The following is a 21,114-nucleotide window of genomic DNA, read 5'->3' as shown; positions in this document are numbered from 1 at the left end:
CAGAATGTCAAAATCGAACTGCTTGATCTGTCGAAAGACGATCTGCGTCAGGACTTTGAAGACGCGCCGGAGATTATTCAAAGCGGATTATACCAGCACACGTATACCGCAGAGTATGATAGCCCAGGTGGAGAGCCGATTGCCGCGCTGATTTCTGCTTACGAGTTTGATGCATCCGCGCAGGACATTGCCCTGTTGCGCAATATTTCTAAAGTTTCTGCCGCAGCGCACATGCCGTTCATCGGCTCGGCTGGGCCGAAATTCTTCCTGAAAGATAATATGGAAGACGTGGCGGCCATTAAAGATATCGGCAACTACTTTGATCGCGCCGAGTACATCAAGTGGAAATCCTTCCGCGAGACCGATGACAGTCGTTACATTGGCTTGGTGATGCCGCGCGTGCTGGGTCGCCTGCCGTATGGTCCGGATACCGTACCGGTGCGCAGCTTCAACTATGTGGAAGAAGTCAAAGGCCCGGATCACGACAAATACCTGTGGACCAATGCCTCGTTTGCCTTTGCCGCCAACATGGTGCGCAGCTTCATCAACAACGGCTGGTGCGTACAAATTCGTGGCCCGCAGGCCGGCGGTGCCGTTCAGGATCTGCCTATCCATCTGTACGACCTCGGCACCGGCAATCAGGTGAAGATCCCGTCTGAGGTGATGATCCCCGAAACCCGCGAGTTTGAATTCGCCAACCTAGGATTTATTCCGCTTAGCTACTATAAAAACCGCGATTATGCGTGCTTCTTCAGTGCAAACTCTACCCAGAAACCGGCCTTGTACGACACCTCTGATGCGACCGCTAACAGTCGCATCAACGCCCGTCTGCCGTACATCTTCCTGCTGTCGCGTATCGCGCATTACCTGAAACTGATCCAGCGTGAAAACATTGGTACCACCAAGGACCGTCGTCTGCTGGAGTTGGAGCTGAACACCTGGGTGCGCAGTTTGGTCACTGAAATGACCGATCCGGGGGACGAACTGCAGGCTTCTCATCCGCTGCGTGATGCCAAAGTCACCGTGGAAGACATTGAAGACAACCCGGGCTTCTTCCGCGTGAAGCTGTTTGCCGTGCCGCATTTCCAGGTGGAAGGGATGGACGTTAATCTGTCACTGGTTTCACAGATGCCAAAAGCCAAAGCCTAAGGCGAGGGGGCAAGGATGAAAATTTATCGTCCACTGTGGGAAGATGGGGCTTTTTTGGCCCCGCAACAGTTTCAGCAGCAGGCGCTGTGGGATGCGCATGTGAGCGACATGGTCGCTCGTATGGGACTGGCTCACCCCTGGGGCGTAGTGGCCGCTGCGTTTGATGATGCCGGACTGGCCTTGTCCCGCCTCAATGCAACCCGTCTGGTCGTGCGATTTGCGGATGGTACGCTGGTGGATACCGATCTGTCGGACAATCTGCCGCCGGTCTGTGATCTATCCGTAGCACAGGGGCAGGATGCTGTAGAGGTGGTTCTGGCCCTGCCGTTGCTGAGTGCTAACGGCGGTAATCTAGATGACGGCGCTGACAGTGAGCGTCCCCGCCGGTGGAAAGCGGAGCGGGTGCCGGTGCAGGAGTTGGCTGGAAGCGAGCGCGGTGAACTGGCTATCCTTCGCCATGCGATGACACTCCGTTTATCTTCACAGGAAAATGCCGCCTGGCTGACCTGTCCGGTAACACGCCTAGTTCGCAATGCTCAGGGGCAGTGGAGTCGCGACCTGACCTTCATTCCGCCGTTGCTTTCTCTTGCCGCGAGCCCGCTGTTGTTAGCTGAACTGGGTGACATTCACCAACGCCTTCAGGCACGCCGCCAGCGTCTAATGGCTATGCGGCGTGAAAGCAACGAACGGATGGCAGACTTTGCCGTCGCCGATGTTTCCCTGTTCTGGTTGCTCAACGCCCTGAACAGTGCTGAGCCGGTATTGGCTGAACTGCTACAAAACCCCACCCGTCACCCCGAACTGCTATATCGCGAACTGGCTCGTCTGGTGGGCAGCCTGCTGACATTCTCACTGGAACATGATGCCGCTGATATTCCGGTTTACCAGCATGAAGCGCCGGAGCGGGTATTCCCGCCGTTGCTGACGCTACTCGATAAGTTACTGGAAGCCAGCCTGCCATCGCGGGTGGTCAGCATTCATCTTGAGCGAGACCAGCAAATCTGGAAGGGCTCACTGCACGATGCGCGTTTGCGTGAAGGGGCGGACTTCTACCTTTCCGTGCGTGCCTCCATGCCGAACCATGAACTGCAGGTGAAATTCCCGCAGCTGTGTAAGGCTGGCAGTTTTGATGATGTTTCCGAGGTGGTGAACGTTGCCCTGAGCGGGATGGTGATTAAACCGCTTAGTCATGTTCCTGCGGCCATCCCGCTGCGACTTGAGAACCAGTATTTTGCGCTGGATCTGAGTACGGATGCGGCCCGGTCCATGCTGGAAGCCGGCAGCTGTACCTTCTACACCCCGCAATCGCTGGGGGATGTGAAACTGGAACTTTATGCGGTGCTGCGTACATGAAACCATCAAAGCTGAACCAGATAGAACGCATTTTTTACCCTGGCTGGCTGATGGCCAGCCAACTGCGCAGTGGACAGGAAGTCCGGGACGGTGAACGGCTCTACCGCCAGGCTCGTCGACTGGTGGAGGAGGCCCGAACCGCGTTGACCGATGCCGGGTACAGCGAAACCCAACGGGATCACATGGTGTATGCCCTGTGTGCCCTGTTGGATGAAAGCGTACTCAACCGGGGGACGTCTGATGATGGTTATCTGATCTGGCACCGCGATCCGCTGCAGGCGTACTTCTTTAGCACGCTTAACGCCGGTGAGGAACTATGGGAACGGATCCGCCAGCTTCTCAAAGAAACAGTGGCAGATACGGCAGTGCTGACCTGCCTGTACCGTACGGTGCAACTGGGTTTTGTCGGGCAGTACCGTGCACAGGATGACGAACGCCGTGAGGATGTGGTGCGCCGGTTGGGGGAGCGGGTGCCGCCGCTTCAGCTTGCTCAGGATGCGCCGATTATCGTCAGGGTATCGCGGCTGCGTAGCGGTCGCCGGTGGTACTGGCTGTCCTGGTTTGCCGGCACCGTGGTGCTGGTCGCGCTCTGGTTTTTCCTCTCCTCATCTCTTACCGGGATGGTGAACCAGATAATCAGGCCGGGGTAAGCGATGCGTGATATTTACCGGGCTCTGCTGACGGCACTGGCGGTTTTTTTTGCCCTGTGGCTGATACTGGGGTTCTGGCCACTCTCAATGAGCAGCCAGGTGGCACTTTGCCTGCTGGTTATCTTGGTCGGTGGCGTCGTGCTTTGGCGGGAGTGGCGAGTATTGCAACGCCGTTACGGAACGGTTAATGAGGTGACTGAGGGTAGTCTGCCGCCGGAAGATTTTCAGGGAGCGGTCATCCTCGCCTGCGGGGACTCTGTAGCACTGTTCGGGTCCGAGGCCCGGCACCGTGAGACTCGCCAGGGGTGGTACCTGCAGGTCAATGATGCAGAACAACTCCCTCAACTAGTGCAACACCTGAGCCTCGTGCGACCGGCGCTGGTGTCACAGATTTCCGTACTGCTGGCGACGTTGCCTGAACACCATCACAGCCTGGATGATTTTACCCAATGTCTTCGGGGCTGGCAGCGTGCTGTTGTGCAGTGTCGTCCGTGGTTAGGCGGTTTGCCGCCTGTATGGTCCGTGACCTGGGTTTCGCCGCCGGGGGCTTGTGTGCAGGAGGTGCCAGTCTGGTTTACCACGGTCAATCACCGTGCCGGTATGCAGGTCCATCAACCCGGGCAGGGAAATGTGCAGCTTGCTGACTGGCTCGATGAAACAGAGCCCTCCGGGCGCTTTAGTCGTCTGAGCCAGGCGCTATGGCTTAACAGCCTGCTGGTCTGGCAGGGAGAGGCGGTGAACAGTCTGCTGACGGAACGCCTGGGAGAACTCTCCGCCCTTAGACTCTGTGCTCAGGGTTTTTGCATGGTGCCGGTCAGTGGGCGAAACGATAACCTTTGGCAGCAGCATATCGCGGGCATCACGGCATTGCCGCCGGAAAGCGGTCGTTGTGCTGAGCTGCTTCCTCTGCCTGAGCTGCTGCTTTCGGGTTTGCCACGTCGCAGGGGTATCAGTCGGCGGATGATGTTCTGGCGCCATGTGGGCCTGCTCGCCGGCGTTTTCCTCGCACTGGCGATGCTGGCGTCTTTTGTCAATAACCAGCGTCTTATCCGCAGTGTGGGTGACCATCTTGCACTTTACCATCGCCTCAGCGGAGAACCTCCGGCGCCAAAATCGCAGGCTCAACAGCGCCTGCGGTCGGACGGTCGCCTGCTCGATGACTGGCAGCGTCGGGGAGAGCCGCTGCGTTATCGCATGGGCCTGTATCAGGGATTGCGGCTTGTGGCCCCCGTTGAGGCGGCGGTCAGTGACTGGGCTCCGCCAGCACCTCCAGCACCTGTTATCCAGAAAATCGTACAGGGACCGAAAACGGTTCGCCTTGACAGCCTGTCGCTGTTTGACTCCGGCAAGTCTGCCCTGAAACCCGGTTCGACCAGAATGCTGGTCAATTCGCTCATGGGCATTAAGGCTAAGCCCGGCTGGCTGATAGTGGTTAGCGGACATACCGATAACACCGGTAATCCGACGCTGAACCAGCGGCTCTCCCGTGAGCGTGCGGCGTCCGTGCGCGACTGGATGCGTGACACCGGCGATGTGCCTGAAAGCTGTTTTGCTGTGCAGGGCTATGGCGAAAGCCGGCCTGTTGCAACGAATGATACCCCGGAAGGCCGTGCACTTAACCGGCGTGTCGAAATCAGTCTGGTACCGCAGGCAGATGCCTGTCAGATACCCGATACAAAACCAGCGTCACCGGATGAACGTGACGTTTCAACGCAAGAAATGGAGAAATAAACCATGGCAATTCCTGTTTATCTTTGGCTGAAAGACGACGGCGGTGCAGACATTAAAGGGTCTGTAGACGTTAAAGACCGCGAAGGCAGCATCGAGGTGGTGGCCCAGGAGCACAACCTGTATATCCCGACCGATAACAACACCGGCAAGCTGACCGGCACCCGCATTCACACCCCGTTCCTGTTCACCAAGGAAATCGACTCCTCCAGCCCGTATCTGTACAAAGCGGTGACCACTGGTCAGACCCTCAAGTCTGCTGAATTCAAGTGGTACAAAATCAATGATGCCGGCCAGGAGGTGGAGTATTTCAACACCAAACTGGAAAACGTGAAAGTAGTGAAGGTGAATCCAGTGATGCACGACATCAAAGATCCTTCTTACGAGAAACACAACCACCTCGAGCAACTTGAACTGCGCTACGAAAAAATCACCTGGACTTACAAAGACGGCAACATCATTCATTCTGATTCTTGGAACGAACGCGCCACGGCGTAAGCCTGATGCGGGCAGGTTCTCCTGTCCGCTTTTTTCGTTTTGCTGAACGTCTGCCGTGCGGGTTTTCAGCAAAAAAAACATAACTCTATGCCCCTGACCTTATGCGCTTTGGGTTCCTGACAGACAGGGAACAGCGAAGGGCGGTAGCGTGCCTGGAAAGACAAAAGAGAGAGAAATCAGAGAAATGGAAAATCCAGCGATCCTGTTACGTCGTCTAAATCCTTATTGTGCCCGAGCCCTCGAAAGTGCCGCTTCACTGTGCCAGACCCGCGCCCATGCCGAAATCTTGCCCGAGCACTGGTTGCTGAAATTACTGGAGCAGGGCGAGGGCGACCTGACCGTACTGGCCCGTCGCTACGAATGGGACATGGACGTGCTGTGGCAGGATTTACTCGGGTGGCTGGATAACCAGCCGCGCTCGGTGCGCAACCGTCCGCAGTTGGCCGACAACCTGCAAGCCCTGCTGAAACAGGCGTGGATGGTGGCATCACTTGAGGGTGCGGACAGTATCCGTAGCGCGCACCTGCTGTCGGCGATGATTGACGCGCCCAAGTTACTGAGGTGTGGCGGCCTGTGGCCTTTGCTAACGCTGGGACAAAGCCAGCTTGAACGCCTGCGTCCGTTGCTGGATGTGCAGTCGGATGAACGTCCTGAACAGCAACAGCAGGAAGGCCTGAACCAGTCGCCTTCTGCCCTGGCCGATGAAGCGCCACGCGATAAGAATATTGCCGGTAATCCCCTGAGCGAGGCCCTGCAAAACGCGCTGGATAAATTCACCCTCGACGTCACTGCCAAAGCTAGAGAGGGCAAAGTCGACCCGGTATTTGGTCGCGATACTGAAATCCGCCAGATGGTGGACATTCTCTCCCGTCGTCGTAAGAACAACCCGATTCTGGTCGGCGAGCCGGGTGTCGGCAAAACGGCACTGGTGGAAGGACTGGCGCTGCGCATTGCAGAAGGCAACGTCCCGGAAAGCCTGAAAACTGTAATGTTGCGTACCCTCGATCTCGGCCTGCTCCAAGCGGGCGCGGGCGTGAAAGGTGAATTTGAACAACGTCTGAAAAATGTCATCGACGCCGTTCAGCAGTCGCCGGTACCCATTCTGCTGTTTATCGATGAAGCCCACACCATTATCGGGGCGGGCAACCAGGCCGGAGGAGCAGACGCCGCCAACCTGCTGAAACCGGCGCTAGCACGTGGCGAACTGCGCACCATTGCCGCAACAACCTGGTCCGAATACAAACAATATTTCGAGCGCGACGCCGCGCTGGAACGTCGCTTTCAGATGGTGAAGGTGGACGAGCCGGACGATGACACCGCGTGTCTGATGCTACGTGGACTGAAATCCCGCTATGCCGAACACCATGGGGTGCACATCACCGACGATGCGGTACGCGCGGCGGTCACGCTTTCACGCCGTTACTTAACAGGCCGCCAACTGCCGGATAAAGCGGTTGACCTGCTCGACACCGCCGCCGCCCGCGTGCGTATGAGCCTTGATACGGAGCCTGAACAAATTGTGCGCCTGAAAGCACAGCTGACCGCACTGGAACTGGAAAAGCAGGCTCTGCTGGAAGATATCGCCGCCGGCAGCAACCGTCATGGTGAGCGCCTGGGAGTTATTGAGCAGCAGCGAGCTGAACTGGATGCGCGTATCGAGGAGCAGGAGGCGCGTTTCAGCCACGAAAAGGTGCTGGCAGAGCAACTGATGACCAGCCGCCAGGACATCAGCCAGCAGGCTGAAATTGCCGATCTGCAACATCAGCTGGTGCAGGCGCAGCAGGGCGATGTGCTGGTTCAGGTGGATGTAGACACCCGCACGGTTGCCAACGTTATCGCTGACTGGACCGGTGTGCCTCTGTCTTCCCTGATGAAAGACGAGCAGACCGAACTACTGACCCTGGAAAACGAAATTGGAAGTCGTGTCGTCGGCCAGAATGTTGCCCTTGAGGCCATCGCGCAGCGTCTGCGTGCCGCCAAAACGGGCCTCACCTCTGAGAATGGCCCGCAGGGCGTGTTCTTGCTAGTCGGCCCAAGTGGAACTGGGAAAACCGAGACCGCGCTGACTCTGGCAGATGTGCTGTATGGCGGAGAGAAATCGCTCATTACCATCAATTTGTCGGAATACCAGGAGCCGCACACGGTCTCGCAGTTGAAGGGCTCTCCTCCGGGCTACGTCGGTTATGGTCAGGGGGGGATTTTGACCGAAGCGGTACGCAAGCGTCCGTACAGCGTGGTGCTGCTGGATGAAGTGGAGAAAGCTCACCGCGACGTCATGAATCTGTTCTATCAGGTCTTCGACCGCGGCTTTATGCGCGACGGCGAAGGGCGTGAAATCGACTTCCGCAATACCGTTATTCTGATGACTTCCAACCTCGGCAGCGACCCCATCATGCAACTGCTGGATGAACAGCCGGACGCCACCGAAGTCGACCTGCATGAACGACTGTGCCCCCTCCTGCGCGACCACTTCCAGCCCGCATTGCTGGCGCGCTTCCAGACGGTGATTTATCGTCCGTTAGCGGAAACCGCCATGCGCACCATTGTCGAGATGAAACTTAACCAGGTCAGCCAGCGCCTGCACCGCCACTACGGTCTCACTACCCATATTGATGAAAACCTGTTTGATGCGCTGACCGCCGCCTGCCTGCTGCCGGATACCGGTGCCCGTAATGTCGACAGCCTGCTCAATCAACAAATCTTGCCGGTGCTGAGCCAGCAACTGCTGACCCACATGGCGGCAAAGCAAAAGCCACACGCCCTGACGCTCGGCTGGAATGAGGAAGAGGGAATTGTGATGGTGTTTGGCCATGACTGATAAAAGTAAAGACAAGATAAAAGACGGAGGCATTCGGCTGTTGACTGCTGGGGAAATACAGCTGGCACAGTCGGTGTTTGCGTCCACCGTTGAGTATCCAAAAATCTGGATCCATAAAGGCAGCTATCTGCCTTTTAATCTGCAGAATGCAGATACTGCAATGACCCCAAACGGTGAGATTTACTTTCGTAATCAGTATCGGGATGATTTCTCACAGTCAACAGACGATCTTCAACATTTGTTCATTCATGAAATGAGCCATGTCTGGCAACGGGCGAGAGGAATGAATGTTGTTGGCAGGGGGCTGGTGAGCTGGATGGTCAGCTATCGCTATACCCTTGACGGACGGTTGTTAAGTGAGTATCCAATGGAACAACAGGCGCAGATTATTGCTGATGATTTTGTTCTGCAGGCCTTTGGGTATAAGAGATGGTGTAGCTTTGAAAATGCAGATTACTCCCTTATTACCCTCGATGGTGATACTTCTGAACCCGCCATACGACAGGGATACCAGAACGTATTGAGGGGGTTCCCATGGTAAATGTAAACAACCTTCACGTGTGGAGGTCAGCCCTTTTATCTGGAGTGTGTCTGTTGGTATTAACAGGCTGCCCGGAGGATCTTGGCGTGCGTTTTGACAAAACCGCACGGGTGAGCAGAGAGGGCGGTAGTATTTGTTTTAGTGGGGCTGATATACAGAATTACAAACTGGCAGATATTGGTATTAACCCACGAGGAATACCACCAAAGAGCAAAGATTTTATTTTTTCACCTGACCTCAGCGTTGTTGATGGGAAATTATGTATTCCTCCTTCGTTTTATCACTTTCTGGATAATGAGCAGTATATTGTTGAATACAGATCGCCCGCTGGAAATAAAAATAAATCCCGAAGAGTAGTCGTTACTTTCGAAATAAATAATGGGCATGTTTATAACGTGACGCCGACTGAAAGGGAGATATTTTTACCCTATTGCCGTGATGTAGATAATGCTAAGACACAGTCTGTTATTGTTGGTGTCTGTCAGCTGTAAACCGTTCAGGAAACTAATGTATTTAAAGGATAAAAATCATGAATGTGATAAGTACATTGACTAATATGATCCAAAGCACACTGAACCGTTACCGGCTGGATATTCCCTCCTGCACATCAGTTCTGGATGTAGAAGAGTTCAGTGGCAAAGAATTTATGAGCCATCTGTACCGCTACACGATCCTGTTCACCAGCAACGATAAAGATATTGATGCGACGCAGCTGCTGAGCAAGCCTGCCAGCCTGACGATGGGCACGGGATTATTACAAAGCCTGACGGGTAATAAGGTCGTTCACGGCGTTATTACCGATTTTCGTCGAATATCTGGCTCGGTCGATGAAGCTAAATACTTTATTACGCTGGAGCCCTTCCTCTCGCTGCTCGGTAATCAGTTCCGTACTCATCGTTTCTTCGTCAACAAATCGGTGCCAGACGTCGTGGCGCAGGTGCTCACTGACCATGGGCTGAAAGGCTGGGAATATGAATTCACCCTTAAGGCCGACTACCCAAAGCGCGAGCAAATCAACCAGTATCAGGAAAATGACCTTGCATTTATAGAACGTCTGCTGGCGGAGGTGGGAATATTTTATTTCTTCACCTTACAACCGGATACGCTGACGGAGGTTATTCACTTTGCCGACAAGCAGAGCGCCTGGCAGTTTGGTAAAACGCTGCCGCTGAACAGCCCTTCAGGTACCAGTGACAACGGCGCTGAGTCAGTGTGGGATATCCACGTCTGGCACAACGTGGTGGAAAGCTCGGTGACGGCCGGTGATTACAACCACCGTGAAGCGCAGAAAGTCCTGACCTCCGCACCGGCGGATATGACGCGTGGTGAGGGGGAAGGCGTTACTTACGGGGACGTGTATCACTATCGCCCGCGGCATCTGGAAAGCGGGGACAAGATTGACCCTGCCGCTGAGACCGGCAACTTCTGCGCACGCATGGAGCATGAGCGTTTCTTGTCAACCCAGACGACGGTGACCGGCAGCAGTACGGACGCGACCCTGAGCCCGGCTCAGGTACTGACCATCACGGAAACAGCCTTTCCGCCAACCCTGCCTGCGGCAACAGAAAACGGTGTCATCATCCTGAGCGCCGGTTACACCGCCAGTCGTAAAAATGCGCTACGGGTTGAATGGACCGCGATGCCGTACAGCGAAACCCGCTGCTGGCGTCCGCCAGCCAAAAAGCGCCCGGTCATCAGCGGTACGCTGACTGCTCGCGTGACCAGTGCGAAAGACAACGATATGTATGCCTGGCAGGATGCATCGGGTCTGTACCGTGTAAAATTTGATGCGGACAGTGATGACAAAAACCAGGGGATGGAAAGCATGCCAGTGCGACTGGCAAAGCCCTACGGTGGCGATAAGTATGGTTTTCACTTCCCGCTAATTCAGGGGACGGAAGTGGCGATTGCTTTCCACGAAGGTGATCCGGATCGGCCTTATATTGCCCATGCCCTGCACGACTCTCGACACGTTGATCATGTCACCGAACTGAACAGCACGCGTAACGTTATCCGTACAGCTGGGCTAAACAAGCTGCGGATGGAAGACAAGCGCGGCGAAGAGCACGTTAAGCTCAGTACAGAGTATGGCGGCAAGACCCAACTGAATCTGGGACACAACGTCAATGCTGATAGAGTGCTTCGTGGTGAAGGGGCTGAATTACGGACTAATGATTGGGTGAGCGTTCGTGGTGGGAAAGGCGTTTTGCTTACCGCAGATGCGCAACCTGATGTTGGCAGTAAAATGCTCGAAATGGACGGAGTGATCGAGCAACTAATGCAGGCGCTGACGCTGGCCAGAAGCCTACAGACGGCAGTCAAAGGTGCCAAGGCAACACAGTCAGATATCGATGGGCAGAAAATACTGAATGATGCCTTGAAATATCTCAAAATGCCGGGTCTTGTTGCTCATGCTCCTGCAGGTATTGGTATTCTCAGTCCTGAGACTGTCCGTATGGCTTCAGGCGGGGCAAGTATTGGCCTTATGTCTGGTAAAAACACCGATATCAGCGCCGGGCAATCATTCACTGTGGCGGCGAGCGAGGCTGTAAGTTTGTTTGCACAGGCTGCAGGAATGAAAATGTATGCCGGGGCAGGGAAGGTTGATATTCAGGCACAAGCTGATGCCATGAATATCTCAGCATTACAGGACATCACTGTCGCAAGCGGTCAGGGAAGCGTGAAGGTGAATGCCAGCAAGGAACTGATTTTAAGTTGCGGCGGTGCTTATATAAAGCTTAGCGGTGGGAATATTGAACTGGGATGTCCGGGGAATATTTTACTGAAAGCGGCCAATGTTAATCAGACAGGTCCTGCCAGTTTAGATACACCACCAGTGACTTTCTCGAAAGGGTACAGCGAAGGGTTTACCACAACGTCATTAGCCAGCGGAGCAATTAAGCCTTTCACCACATATAAAATTACGACGGCTGAAGGTGATGTTTATGAGGGCATTTCTGGAGCACATGGAGAGACATCTCCAATATTTACGTCTATGCCATCGCAGTTAAAAATCGAATATCCGCGAAATATTGCTGATAGCCAGGAGGGTGAATAGAATGACTACAGCTGTATCCTCACTCTGCCGTAAAAATCCTCATGCTCCATGCGAAGAGCAAATGCTCTACTGGGTCGAATTTCAACTTGTAGATGAACAGAATGCTCCTGTCGCGAATATGCCATGGATAGCCGAAAGTTCTCATCCAGTTTCCGGACCAGTCGATAACTTTACGCATTCAGGCCAAAGCGATGCTAATGGGCTTATCCATATTGATATGCCGCATGGTCTTGAGTTGAAACTGACACTTGACAGTAACCAACTGACAAAGGAAATGGAAAAGCGCTCTCTTCGCGTGGGTAGAGACCCTCTAAAAGACTCGATTGTTCGTCCAAAAGCCGAGGGAAGTGGTTATGTGTGGCGCTATGCCGTCGTGGGCGAATTATGTCATGAAAAACCTGATTTAGAGCAAAGAGACGGGGAAGAGTTACCCTTATTTCATTTTCCAATCAGTAGTTCATTTAAGGGCGTTAAGGTCAGAACAAATGAACTAGAAAAGCGCCATGTGATCGAAATTTGTCCGTTCAGAGCCTGGGAGCTAGTGCTTCATCACCAGAATGATTACTCCATGGCAAATGCCATTAACTTAGGATTAACCTCAGATTTAGCATATGATGATATAGATATCATCACAAAGTATTTTATTAATCAATGTCAGGATCTTTCGACGATACCCTCCCGAAAAATCGGCAAATCGACAATTAATGCTTTAGTTGTTGATGTTCCATATTCTGATAGATATTTTCTTCCAATAGATATTGATTCGACCAAAGCTGATGATCCTGAGGGAGATACGCAGCTTTATTATTTCTACAACAACAATAAAATAGTCATAGCATGGCGCGGGACTGCCAGTCTGACTGATGGGATAACTGATGCTTCTTTCAGGCCAGTAGAGTCCGATAGTTGCAATATCAAATCTGAATGTACTTCATTAGTTCCTGCTGGGAAAGTACATACGGGATTTTGGGCAGGCTATACCTTAATTGAAAGAAGGTTTGAAAATCAGCTTAATGAACTTAGCAATAAAATAGAAGGTAGGGATTTGTTCATTTGTGGTCATAGCTTAGGAGGAGCGCTGGCATTAATCCACTCGGCAAGATTAAAGGAAAGTAAACCGCTTCTTTATACTTATGGTATGCCAAGAACGTTCACTAAAAATGCTGTAGATGTATTATCAAGTATTACTCACTATCGGCATGTAAATGATCAAGACCCAGTGCCATCAGTTCCACCTGAAGCTGATCTGGATAATCAGTTATATGAATTATGGGGGCCTTTGGGAACAACGCTTGGTTTTTTATGGTCTGTCGTTGAACTTACCGCCTCGCAAATCGTAGAGTGGGGTGACTGTTTTTGGCATCATGGAAACACGGTCGCATTTTTAACTACGACTCAAAGCAGAAAGTGGCAACAATGTAGTATTGAACTTCCTTATCCGAGAAATTGCATGACCATTCAGGCAAGGCTTCCTGAAAAAGTTAAGCTCTATCTTGTACCTTCCCTGGCTCTTCAGGAAGCTAAACAATCCGGGCAAGATCAAAAGGATTTTAAAGCTACGCTTACCAAGGAAGATCTTTTCCCCGAAGGCATGAACCCAAACAGAGGTGTGCCTGCTAATGTAGGAAATCATCTCCTGACATCATATATGCCCTATATAAATAATAAATTACTAGGGTTAGCTTATGAAAAAGGGTTGAGCGATGGAAAGATCTTCACTGAACATGCGGATAAAGTAGCTTCCTTTGAATTACAAATGGATCACTATTCAGGTGAAATTCCTAAGAATGAGTTTGACAGGAATAAAAAATTTCTTTCACTCGAGGGTTTACTAAAAAACTCACTTAACTCAACCATCTCTGTTGCATCAGGAACTGATGCTGTTAAAAGATTTGGCCATTATGGTGAAGAGGACATAGAAAATGTATAAGGCATTTAATTTATTTATCTTTCTTCAAGTTGTTTTTTTGCTAAATGGATGTGCTCAGGCAACTGACAGAACATTATCACCACCATCGAATACTGAATGGGTAAATATCGAGATAAAAAATCCTTCACCATATACAAAACCTTTTCCTCTTGAAGTGTTGTATGTATCAACGACGTGTAAACGTAAGTTGATGAGTATGCGAGATGGTCAGCATTATGAGAAGGTGGGACTCAATCCAATAAAAATACCTCTTCAGGAAAAGAACTCATCCGGTGTATGGATTGCAAAAATAGCAAAAGATGGCGGCGGTAAGTGTAACTGGAAACTGAGTGAGTTCAATTTGGGTATTGAATATGTTGATACTACCCACCTCGGGAAGGATTTAGTTCCAGGAACTGCCGTTGGTGCTACAATTGCATTTGATGACAATGCAACCAAAAATGGTCGATTTAAGGTGTTTGAAAATCCTGAACTTGTTTTATCTCCAGCGTACTATCCCTTGGTACAAACCAATAAACGCATCAGTGCAAACGATATGTTGAATTTATTTGGTGAGAATGATTTCATGCAAATAAAGATGGTTTCTCCCGCCAAAGCTATTCAGGTGATATTTAAACCAACTCTTGATGAATCTAAACTTGTTAAGATGATTGCTCCAAAAGAACATAAAGTCGGAGCGTTTTATAAAATTATCTATCCGGATGGAACAGTCGTATCTGATGGAACAACTCATCCTAATGTAAACAGATTGAAGGATTAATTTATGTGTAAGGGGCTAAATAAATTATTCCGCTGAACTTTAATGTTAGTTGTGTCAGTGCCGATGATCAAACATTATCGCCACGATCCGAAATTTCTGATTTTAATATAATCAATGCAAAGTAACTGTTAAATAAATATAGGTGTTTATTATGTCCAATGGCATCGTATTGCTCGGAGACAAAACTTCTCACGGTGGAAAAGTGATCTCTGCCTCTTCCAATATTACTGTCGACGGGAAAAAAGCCGCGTTAGTGGGTGATATGGTGAGTTGTCCGGTAGATGGGCATGGAAATAATCCTATCGTGGAAGGATCACCGCACCGGACATTTAACGGTCGCGCTGTTGTCGTCGATGGCTGCAAATGTCAGTGCGGTTGTACTGTAATTTCAAGTGCTCAGAACAGCACGGTAGGATAATTAATGGGCTGGGAAAGGACGAAAGCAACAACGATGGAGTTACCTCCTGAGCCATCTTTTATCGGGTGGCTGTTAGCAGGAGGCATTGCCGCTGTTGTGGGGGTGTTACTGTTTATCCTCCATGCATCCGGTATGGCTAAGGTGCTGGCTGTTTTCAATATCTGGTGGTTGGCATCCAGCCCAGTGCTTGGCTGGTTTTTCCTGTTTTGTTTACGGGGCTGGCTATGGGGCAGAACCGTTGATGAGCATCAGTTTTTGCAGAAGGAAGCTGAATACGGACAGCAACAGTGGGAGGCCTGGGCTGGACGTTATCTGGCCGTGCTTGGAAGTAGCATACTGTTACCTTCAGGAGTGACCTCTGACGCCATTGCTAAATCGGCTGCTGCAGGTGCGCCGCAATTTCTTTCACTAACCAGCCATTTTGAAGCGCAATCGGCAGCTTCCACCTCCTTGCTTGAACTAGGGCTGGCCGGTGTACAAAACGCGATCGCGATGTTACCTGCGACAGTGCCGTTCAACGTTACCATTGTGAGCGACTTGACTTCGCCGGACTTCGAAGCCCAGTTTCGTGAATCATGGGGAAGAATTTACCCTGGTCGTGCGCTAACAGGTTCGGTTTCGTTTTGTAAAACCCTGTCTTTTGCCTGGATCGAAAAGCGCCTTAAAAATCCCGTTTTCGATATCGATTTGATCCTGATATTGCAGCAGCAGGGTGCTGAACATTATTCCGATGCACTCGCAACCATGATACTTACCAGCGATGATATCGCTGAAAAATATCAGCTTCCTCATTCTGCCCGCATTCTGCGCCCGATGCCGTTGGATATGACTTATTTCAACGCAGAGATGGGATTGTTTCTGGAAACACAAACGATCGCCAGCCAGACATCAAAAGTCTTTTGTGACAGCGCTGCTTGGAGCGAATGGTTTGCTGACATCATGACAGCGGCTCAGAGGCATCAGGCGCCGTGGGTGCCTGAAGAAATTGATGTACTGGAAAAATATAACGGTATCCCGGGAGAAGGCAGTGGCTGGCTACTGGCGGCACTGGTCTCTGATATCGTGACTATCAGTAGAACACCGGTTTTAGGGCTGTTTACCTCAGGAACTGACCATTTCGTCAGTACTGTTACCCCAGGGAGTGAAAAATAATGATGCCGGGTAGCTCATGGAGCAGAGGGGGGCTTGTCGGTATTGTGGCTTCCATTTCATTCATTATTCTGGGCCTGATCCTTTATCTTGGCCCCCGTTACGGTATTGATACTCACCTTGAGCAGGTACTGGTATTTGCTGCGGTCTGGGTTGTATTACTCACTTGCCGTTATACGCCTCTCATGTTCCGGTATATGCGGGAAAAATATCATCGTTGGCAGGAGCAGAAAAATAGTGCCCTGCCGGGAGGGGAATCGAGACTTTCGAGAACAGCCCCTCGTAATGTCACCGTCGCTGAAATTCGCGAAGCGATGCGCAATCTGTATGGTCACGGCTGGTCCCGTAAAGTTCGCATTCTGCTTATCACCGGTACCGTGGGTGAAGTCGAGCAACTCACCCCAGGTCTGACCCGTCAATACTGGCAGGAAGACCGCGGCACGTTGTTGCTGTGGGGCGGTGACCTGAACGGCCCGGTAGACAGTCAATGGTTTACCGCGCTGCGTAAACTGCGCCGTCGCCCGGCTGATGGCATGGTGTGGGTCACCTCGCTATTTGACCGTCTGTCCTCACCTGACCTGCCGCAACCGCAGTCAGCACCTTCCGACAGCGTGATGGATACCTTCTCCCATGCCATCTGTGCCCGCAATGAGGCGCTGGGCTGGCAGTTGCCGCTTTATGTCTGGTCGCTGCATTCACGCGCTGGCATGCCGGAAGGGCGTACTACGCAGGCGACAGGCTGCCTGTTACCCGCAGGCTGCACGGCAGACATTTTGACCGCGCAGTTGACTGCGCTCTCTCCGGCATTAATCTCACAAGGTATTGTGCAAATCAGTGAGGACCCGCAGCACCACTTCCTGCTGATGCTGGCAAACCAGTTGATTCATGAACCACAGAGCGTTGCGGGTCCACTGTCAGTGTTGCTCAATCCGTACCGTCCGGTACCGCTGGCGGGCGTGGTGTTCAGTCAGCCTACTACCGGTGCTGAGCGTGCCATGCAACATCACTGGGGCAGAGATAACCGCTGGGACGTGTTACCCGATTCGGTCCGCGAACTTCCCGCCGTCCTTCGCCCGCGACAGCCCGGTATCCACTGGTGGCGGGTCATGGCTTGCGCACTGGCGCTGTTGATGCTGTTGTGGGGCACCTGGATGGTGGTTTCCTTTATCAACAACCGTAACCTGATTGTCAGCGCGCAGACGCAGGCGACGCTGGCCTCAGAGCAAAAGAAGCCGCTGGCTGACCGTTTGCTGGCGCTGTCAGCATTACAGAAAACTCTGGCTCGCCTGCAGTACCGCTCAGAACTGGGTGTGCCGTGGTATGACCGCGCGGGCCTCAGCCGTAATGATGAACTGCTTACTGTCCTGTGGCCCCGCTATCGCGACAGTGCACAGCCACTGCTACGTGATGCGGCCGCTGACCATCTGACAGCACAACTGAACGCGTTTGTTTCACTGCCGCCGGACAGCCCTTTGCGTGAGAAAATGGCGAAAGCCACGTATGACCAGCTTAAGCTCTATCTGTTACTGAGCCGTCCGGAGCATATGGATGCGGTCTGGTTCAGTCGTACATTGCTGCATGACTGGCCAACGCGTGAGGGTGTGAAAGACAGTATTTGGCAGGGCGTAGCGCCGTCGCTGCTGTCGTTTTATGCCGCAAATCTGACCACCCACCCCCAATGGCGGCTGTCAGCTGATGAGAGTCTGGTCAGTCAGGCGCGCGCTTTGCTGGTTCGGCTGATGGGGATGCGTAACAGCGAATCCAGCCAGTATCAGAAGATGCTCGCGGAGGTAGTGAACCAGTATTCTGATATGCGTCTGGAAGACATGACCGGCGAAACGGATGCCTCACGTCTGTTCCGCACCACTGAAGTTGTGCCGGGGATGTTTACTCGCCAGGCCTGGGAACAGGCTGTCCAGCCCGCGATACAAAAAGTGGTCAAAGCGCGCCGTGATGAGCTGGACTGGGTGCTGACTGACAGTAAGCAGCAACCGCAGCAGGCCGACTCTCCCGAAGCCTTGCAGAAACGGCTGACGGAACGTTACTTTGCCGATTTTGGTAGTGCATGGCTGGCGTTTCTCAACAGCCTGCGGCTTAACCGCGCAACCACCCTGTCTGATGCGATTGACCAGCTCACCCTGATGGCCGATGTACGCCAGTCCCCGCTGGTGGCGCTGATGAATACGCTGAACGTGCAGGGTCATACTGGGCAGACCGGTGAAGCGATATCTGATTCACTGGTAAAGTCGGCGAAAAACCTGCTGGGTGGCGAAAATAAAAACGTCATTGACCAAGGGGCCGGCATCCAAGGCCCTCTGGACGCGACATTCGGACCGTTGCTGGCGTTGATGGATAAAAATCAGGTAGGCGGGCAGGCTCAGAGTCTGCAAAGCTACCTGACCCGCGTCACCCAGGTGCGTTTACGCCTGCAGCAGGTCACCAACGCGGCTGACCCGCAGGCGATGACGCAGACGCTGGCGCAGACCGTTTTTCAGGGCAAAGCCGTGGACCTGACGGAAACCCGCGATTACGGCAGTCTGATTGCGGCAGGCCTCGGTCAGGAGTGGAGCGGCTTCGGCCGGACGGTGTTTGTTCAGCCGATGGAGCAAGCCTGGCAGCAGGTATTGACGCCAGCAGCGGACAGCCTGAACGCCCAATGGCAACAGGCGGTGGTGAGCGACTGGAACCGTGCTTTCGGTGGGCGCTATCCCTTTAGTGATGCCAGCAGTGAGGTCTCCTTGCCGTTACTGGCCAAATACCTGAATACCGACTCAGGCCGTATTGCCCAGTTCCTGCAGACGCGGCTTAAAGGTGTGCTGCACCGTGAAGGAAGTCACTGGGTGCCAGACAGTATTAATTCACAGGGGCTTACGTTTAATCCGGCCTTCCTGAAGGCCATTAACACCCTGAGCCAACTCTCTGATGTTGCCTTCCCGCAGGGCAACGCCGGGATGCATTTCGAACTGCGTCCGGGGACGTCGAGTGGGGTGATGCAGACCGACATGATTATCGATAGCCAAAAACTCACCTACGTGAATCAGATGCCAGCATGGAAACGCTTTACTTGGCCGGCGGATACCGAAGCGCCGGGCGCTAACTTAAGCTGGATAAGCACTCAGGCAGGCACCCGGCAGTATGCGGATATGCCAGGAGCCTGGGGGCTGATACGCCTGCTGGATAAGGCCACTGTCAGCGACAACTCAGGCGTGGGTAGTAGCTACAACCTGCTCTGGAAAGCACTGGACGGGCGTAATCTCAATTACACGTTGCGTACCGAGGCGGGAGACGGTCCACTGGCGTTGCTCAAGCTGCGCAACTTCCGTCTGCCGGAGACCATTTTTAGTGTGGATGCCTCCCAAGTGCAGGCTTCCTTGTCAGGGGTAGACACCGAGGAGGCGTATTGATGTCATCACTTCATGCCCTGCTCAGCGCCTGCCAGGCAGAGCAGGAGCCACTTCTACAGCAGGCCCATGAGCGGGTTGCGTTGTGGGACAACTGGCTACTCCCTGTATCGGGGGCGTCCCCTGCCGGAGAAGACCTGGGCTATGACGATGATTTCCAGCAGATGCGCGAGGAGGTCAATAAGCTCACTGGTGCGGATACGGAACTCGTCTGCCGACTTGCCGAGAAACTGCTGACCACCACGGCAAAAGATATTCGGGTGGTCACTTACTACTGCTGGGCGAAATTGCACAGGGAAGGTGAAGGTGGACTTGCCGACGGACTGGAGCTGTTGGCCGGGTTGCTGAAACGCTTTGGCGCACAGCTGCATCCTCGGCGTGAACGTAGCCGCAAAGCCGCACTCGAATGGTTAGCGGGTTCACGAATAGTGGACAGCCTGTCCCTGTATCCGGAAGTGGTCAGGAGCGATGCGCACCGTACCGTGGGCGCACTTTTGCTGATGGCACAGTTAGCTGAAAAGGAGTCAGAGGAAAGCAGGCCACAGCTGGGCGGCTTGTTCAACGCACTAGTTTCCCGCCTGGTGAGTGCCGGCGGTGTTGATGCTGTCGTCCCGCAAAACGCCAGTGAAAATGACCCCGTATGTTCGGCTACCCAACCTCATGCACCTGAACTGAGCCGCATTACCTCCGGGCAGGATTTGCTGACACAGGGACGTACGCTGGCCGCTTACCTGCGGGAGCAATCTGGCGGCTGGCTTGCGGCGCACCACCTGATGAAAAGCCTGCGGTACGACACGCTGGCGGACCTGCCTGCGATGGCGGGTGACGGGCGTACCCGCATTGAACCGCCTAAAGCGGACCAGCGCGCACTGCTTAAACGTCTGTACCTGCAGCAGAGCTGGAGCGAAATACTGGAGCAGGCCGACAGCCTGTTTTCTCGCGGAGCCAATCATCTGTGGCTCGACCTGCAGTGGTACATCCACCAGGGGCTGGTGAAGTCGAGTCAGGGGGTGCTGGCTGATATCATTACCGCTGACCTGAAGGGCTACTGAGTCGTCTGCAAGGACTTGACACGCTGGCCTTTAATGATGGTACCCCGTTTGCAGATGAGGTAACCCAAAGCTGGATACAACAGAGCGTCATGTCCTCGGACAGCGCCTGGGGGAGCGAGGTGACCGCCGTCCCGGACAGCAATTCTGACAGCGATATTTTGCAACTGGAGTCGGAAGCGGTGGTCCTTGCCGACACTGATGGCATGGAGGTGGCGCTGAACTGGCTGCAGAACCGACCTGGTATGGCTACCGCTCGTCAGAAATGGCTGGTGCGCCTGCTGATGGCGCGTATTGCCGAGCAGTACGGTAAAAATGACTTGGCGATGCACCTGTTTGCAGAACTGGGTGAGCGTGCCGGAGAAGTGACTCTTGGCGACTGGGAGCCTGAACTGTTGTTTGAGGTGCAGGCGCGTCATCTGAAACTCCTGCGACTGAAAGCAGGTCGCAGTGAGGCTGATAAGGTGCGTCTGAGTCCACTGATGGAACGGTTACTGGCCGGGCTGATTGCCATCGATCCGGCCCGTGCTGCGGTGCTATGTGGGAGATAGCAGCACTGCGAATTAAACATGCCCGAGAGAACGTTCTGGCGGCTGATTTGTGACACCTGAT

General features: G+C 53.2%; 14 protein-coding genes and 1 pseudogene. All 15 read left to right on the top strand.

Annotation, left to right across the window (positions count from 1 at the left end; genetic code table 11):
- On the top strand, positions 1 to 1,149 hold a 1,149-nt coding region (gene tssC / locus BN1044_RS05975), incomplete at its 5' end, for a type VI secretion system contractile sheath large subunit (protein ID WP_072307945.1).
- Between the two features lie 15 nt (positions 1,150 to 1,164).
- Positions 1,165 to 2,502 carry a type VI secretion system baseplate subunit TssK gene (gene tssK, locus BN1044_RS05970; protein WP_072307944.1) on the top strand — a complete coding sequence of 446 codons (1,338 nt, stop codon included), beginning with the start codon at positions 1,165 to 1,167 and terminating at the stop codon, positions 2,500 to 2,502.
- Positions 2,499 to 3,152 (top strand): type VI secretion system protein TssL, short form, encoded by a 654-nt coding sequence (gene tssL / locus BN1044_RS05965; protein ID WP_072307943.1) that lies wholly within the window; start codon positions 2,499 to 2,501, stop codon positions 3,150 to 3,152. The genes tssK and tssL overlap by 4 nt, the downstream gene beginning before the upstream one ends.
- Positions 3,153 to 3,155: 3 nt before the next feature.
- A complete protein-coding gene (locus BN1044_RS05960; protein ID WP_168780289.1) occupies positions 3,156 to 4,883 on the top strand; it encodes an OmpA family protein in 1,728 nt (575 codons plus the stop codon).
- Positions 4,884 to 4,886: 3 nt separating this feature from the next.
- Positions 4,887 to 5,378 carry a type VI secretion system effector Hcp gene (gene hcp / locus BN1044_RS05955; RefSeq protein WP_072307942.1) on the top strand — a complete coding sequence of 164 codons (492 nt, stop codon included), beginning with the start codon at positions 4,887 to 4,889 and terminating at the stop codon, positions 5,376 to 5,378.
- Between the two features lie 184 nt (positions 5,379 to 5,562).
- A complete protein-coding gene (gene tssH, locus BN1044_RS05950) occupies positions 5,563 to 8,196 on the top strand; it encodes a type VI secretion system ATPase TssH (protein ID WP_072307941.1) in 2,634 nt (877 codons plus the stop codon).
- Positions 8,189 to 8,737: a type IV secretion protein Rhs gene (locus BN1044_RS05945; protein ID WP_072307940.1), complete on the top strand. Its 549-nt coding sequence runs from the start codon at positions 8,189 to 8,191 to the stop codon at positions 8,735 to 8,737. The genes tssH and BN1044_RS05945 overlap by 8 nt, the downstream gene beginning before the upstream one ends.
- The gene (locus BN1044_RS05940) at positions 8,731 to 9,228 is read left to right on the top strand and encodes a putative T6SS immunity periplasmic lipoprotein (protein WP_247650344.1); all 498 of its coding nucleotides are present in this window, start codon (positions 8,731 to 8,733) and stop codon (positions 9,226 to 9,228) included. Before BN1044_RS05945 ends, BN1044_RS05940 begins: the two co-directional genes overlap by 7 nt.
- A 38-nt stretch (positions 9,229 to 9,266) precedes the next feature.
- Complete coding sequence (locus tag BN1044_RS05935) at positions 9,267 to 11,795, top strand: type VI secretion system Vgr family protein (protein ID WP_072307939.1); 2,529 nt, start codon at positions 9,267 to 9,269, stop codon at positions 11,793 to 11,795.
- Between the two features lies 1 nt (position 11,796).
- Positions 11,797 to 13,725, top strand: a complete 1,929-nt coding sequence (locus BN1044_RS05930; RefSeq protein WP_072307938.1) for a lipase family protein — start codon at positions 11,797 to 11,799, stop codon at positions 13,723 to 13,725.
- Positions 13,718 to 14,485, top strand: coding sequence for a hypothetical protein (locus BN1044_RS05925; protein WP_072307937.1), 768 nt, complete (start codon positions 13,718 to 13,720; stop codon positions 14,483 to 14,485). Before BN1044_RS05930 ends, BN1044_RS05925 begins: the two co-directional genes overlap by 8 nt.
- 151 nt (positions 14,486 to 14,636) lie before the next feature.
- The gene (locus tag BN1044_RS05920; RefSeq protein ID WP_072307936.1) at positions 14,637 to 14,903 is read left to right on the top strand and encodes a PAAR domain-containing protein; all 267 of its coding nucleotides are present in this window, start codon (positions 14,637 to 14,639) and stop codon (positions 14,901 to 14,903) included.
- Positions 14,904 to 14,906: 3 nt separating this feature from the next.
- Complete coding sequence (locus BN1044_RS05915; RefSeq protein WP_072307935.1) at positions 14,907 to 16,055, top strand: hypothetical protein; 1,149 nt, start codon at positions 14,907 to 14,909, stop codon at positions 16,053 to 16,055.
- Positions 16,055 to 19,456, top strand: coding sequence for an ImcF-related family protein (locus BN1044_RS05910; protein WP_072307934.1), 3,402 nt, complete (start codon positions 16,055 to 16,057; stop codon positions 19,454 to 19,456). The genes BN1044_RS05915 and BN1044_RS05910 overlap by 1 nt, the downstream gene beginning before the upstream one ends.
- A pseudogene (gene tssA / locus BN1044_RS05905) lies at positions 19,456 to 21,053 on the top strand (type VI secretion system protein TssA). Before BN1044_RS05910 ends, tssA begins: the two are co-directional and overlap by 1 nt.
- Positions 21,054 to 21,114 lie beyond the last annotated feature (61 nt).

This window comes from Hafnia alvei, assembly GCF_900095695.1.
Classification (GTDB): domain Bacteria; phylum Pseudomonadota; class Gammaproteobacteria; order Enterobacterales; family Enterobacteriaceae; genus Hafnia; species Hafnia alvei_B.
Note: the sequence above shows the minus strand (reverse complement) of the source record. Positions and strands in the feature narration are given on the sequence as shown.

What these genes read in the sequence shown, in the direction of transcription:
- hcp (WP_072307942.1), top strand. Translation starts at nt 4,887, where the DNA reads ATGGCAATTCCTGTTTATCTTTGGCTGAAAGACGACGGCGGTGCAGAC.
- BN1044_RS05935 (WP_072307939.1), top strand. Translation starts at nt 9,267, where the DNA reads ATGAATGTGATAAGTACATTGACTAATATGATCCAAAGCACACTGAAC.
- BN1044_RS05920 (WP_072307936.1), top strand. Translation starts at nt 14,637, where the DNA reads ATGTCCAATGGCATCGTATTGCTCGGAGACAAAACTTCTCACGGTGGA.
- tssL (WP_072307943.1), top strand. Translation starts at nt 2,499, where the DNA reads ATGAAACCATCAAAGCTGAACCAGATAGAACGCATTTTTTACCCTGGC.
- BN1044_RS05930 (WP_072307938.1), top strand. Translation starts at nt 11,797, where the DNA reads ATGACTACAGCTGTATCCTCACTCTGCCGTAAAAATCCTCATGCTCCA.
- BN1044_RS05960 (WP_168780289.1), top strand. Translation starts at nt 3,156, where the DNA reads ATGCGTGATATTTACCGGGCTCTGCTGACGGCACTGGCGGTTTTTTTT.
- BN1044_RS05940 (WP_247650344.1), top strand. Translation starts at nt 8,731, where the DNA reads ATGGTAAATGTAAACAACCTTCACGTGTGGAGGTCAGCCCTTTTATCT.
- BN1044_RS05945 (WP_072307940.1), top strand. Translation starts at nt 8,189, where the DNA reads ATGACTGATAAAAGTAAAGACAAGATAAAAGACGGAGGCATTCGGCTG.
- BN1044_RS05915 (WP_072307935.1), top strand. Translation starts at nt 14,907, where the DNA reads ATGGGCTGGGAAAGGACGAAAGCAACAACGATGGAGTTACCTCCTGAG.
- tssK (WP_072307944.1), top strand. Translation starts at nt 1,165, where the DNA reads ATGAAAATTTATCGTCCACTGTGGGAAGATGGGGCTTTTTTGGCCCCG.
- BN1044_RS05925 (WP_072307937.1), top strand. Translation starts at nt 13,718, where the DNA reads ATGTATAAGGCATTTAATTTATTTATCTTTCTTCAAGTTGTTTTTTTG.
- BN1044_RS05910 (WP_072307934.1), top strand. Translation starts at nt 16,055, where the DNA reads ATGATGCCGGGTAGCTCATGGAGCAGAGGGGGGCTTGTCGGTATTGTG.
- tssH (WP_072307941.1), top strand. Translation starts at nt 5,563, where the DNA reads ATGGAAAATCCAGCGATCCTGTTACGTCGTCTAAATCCTTATTGTGCC.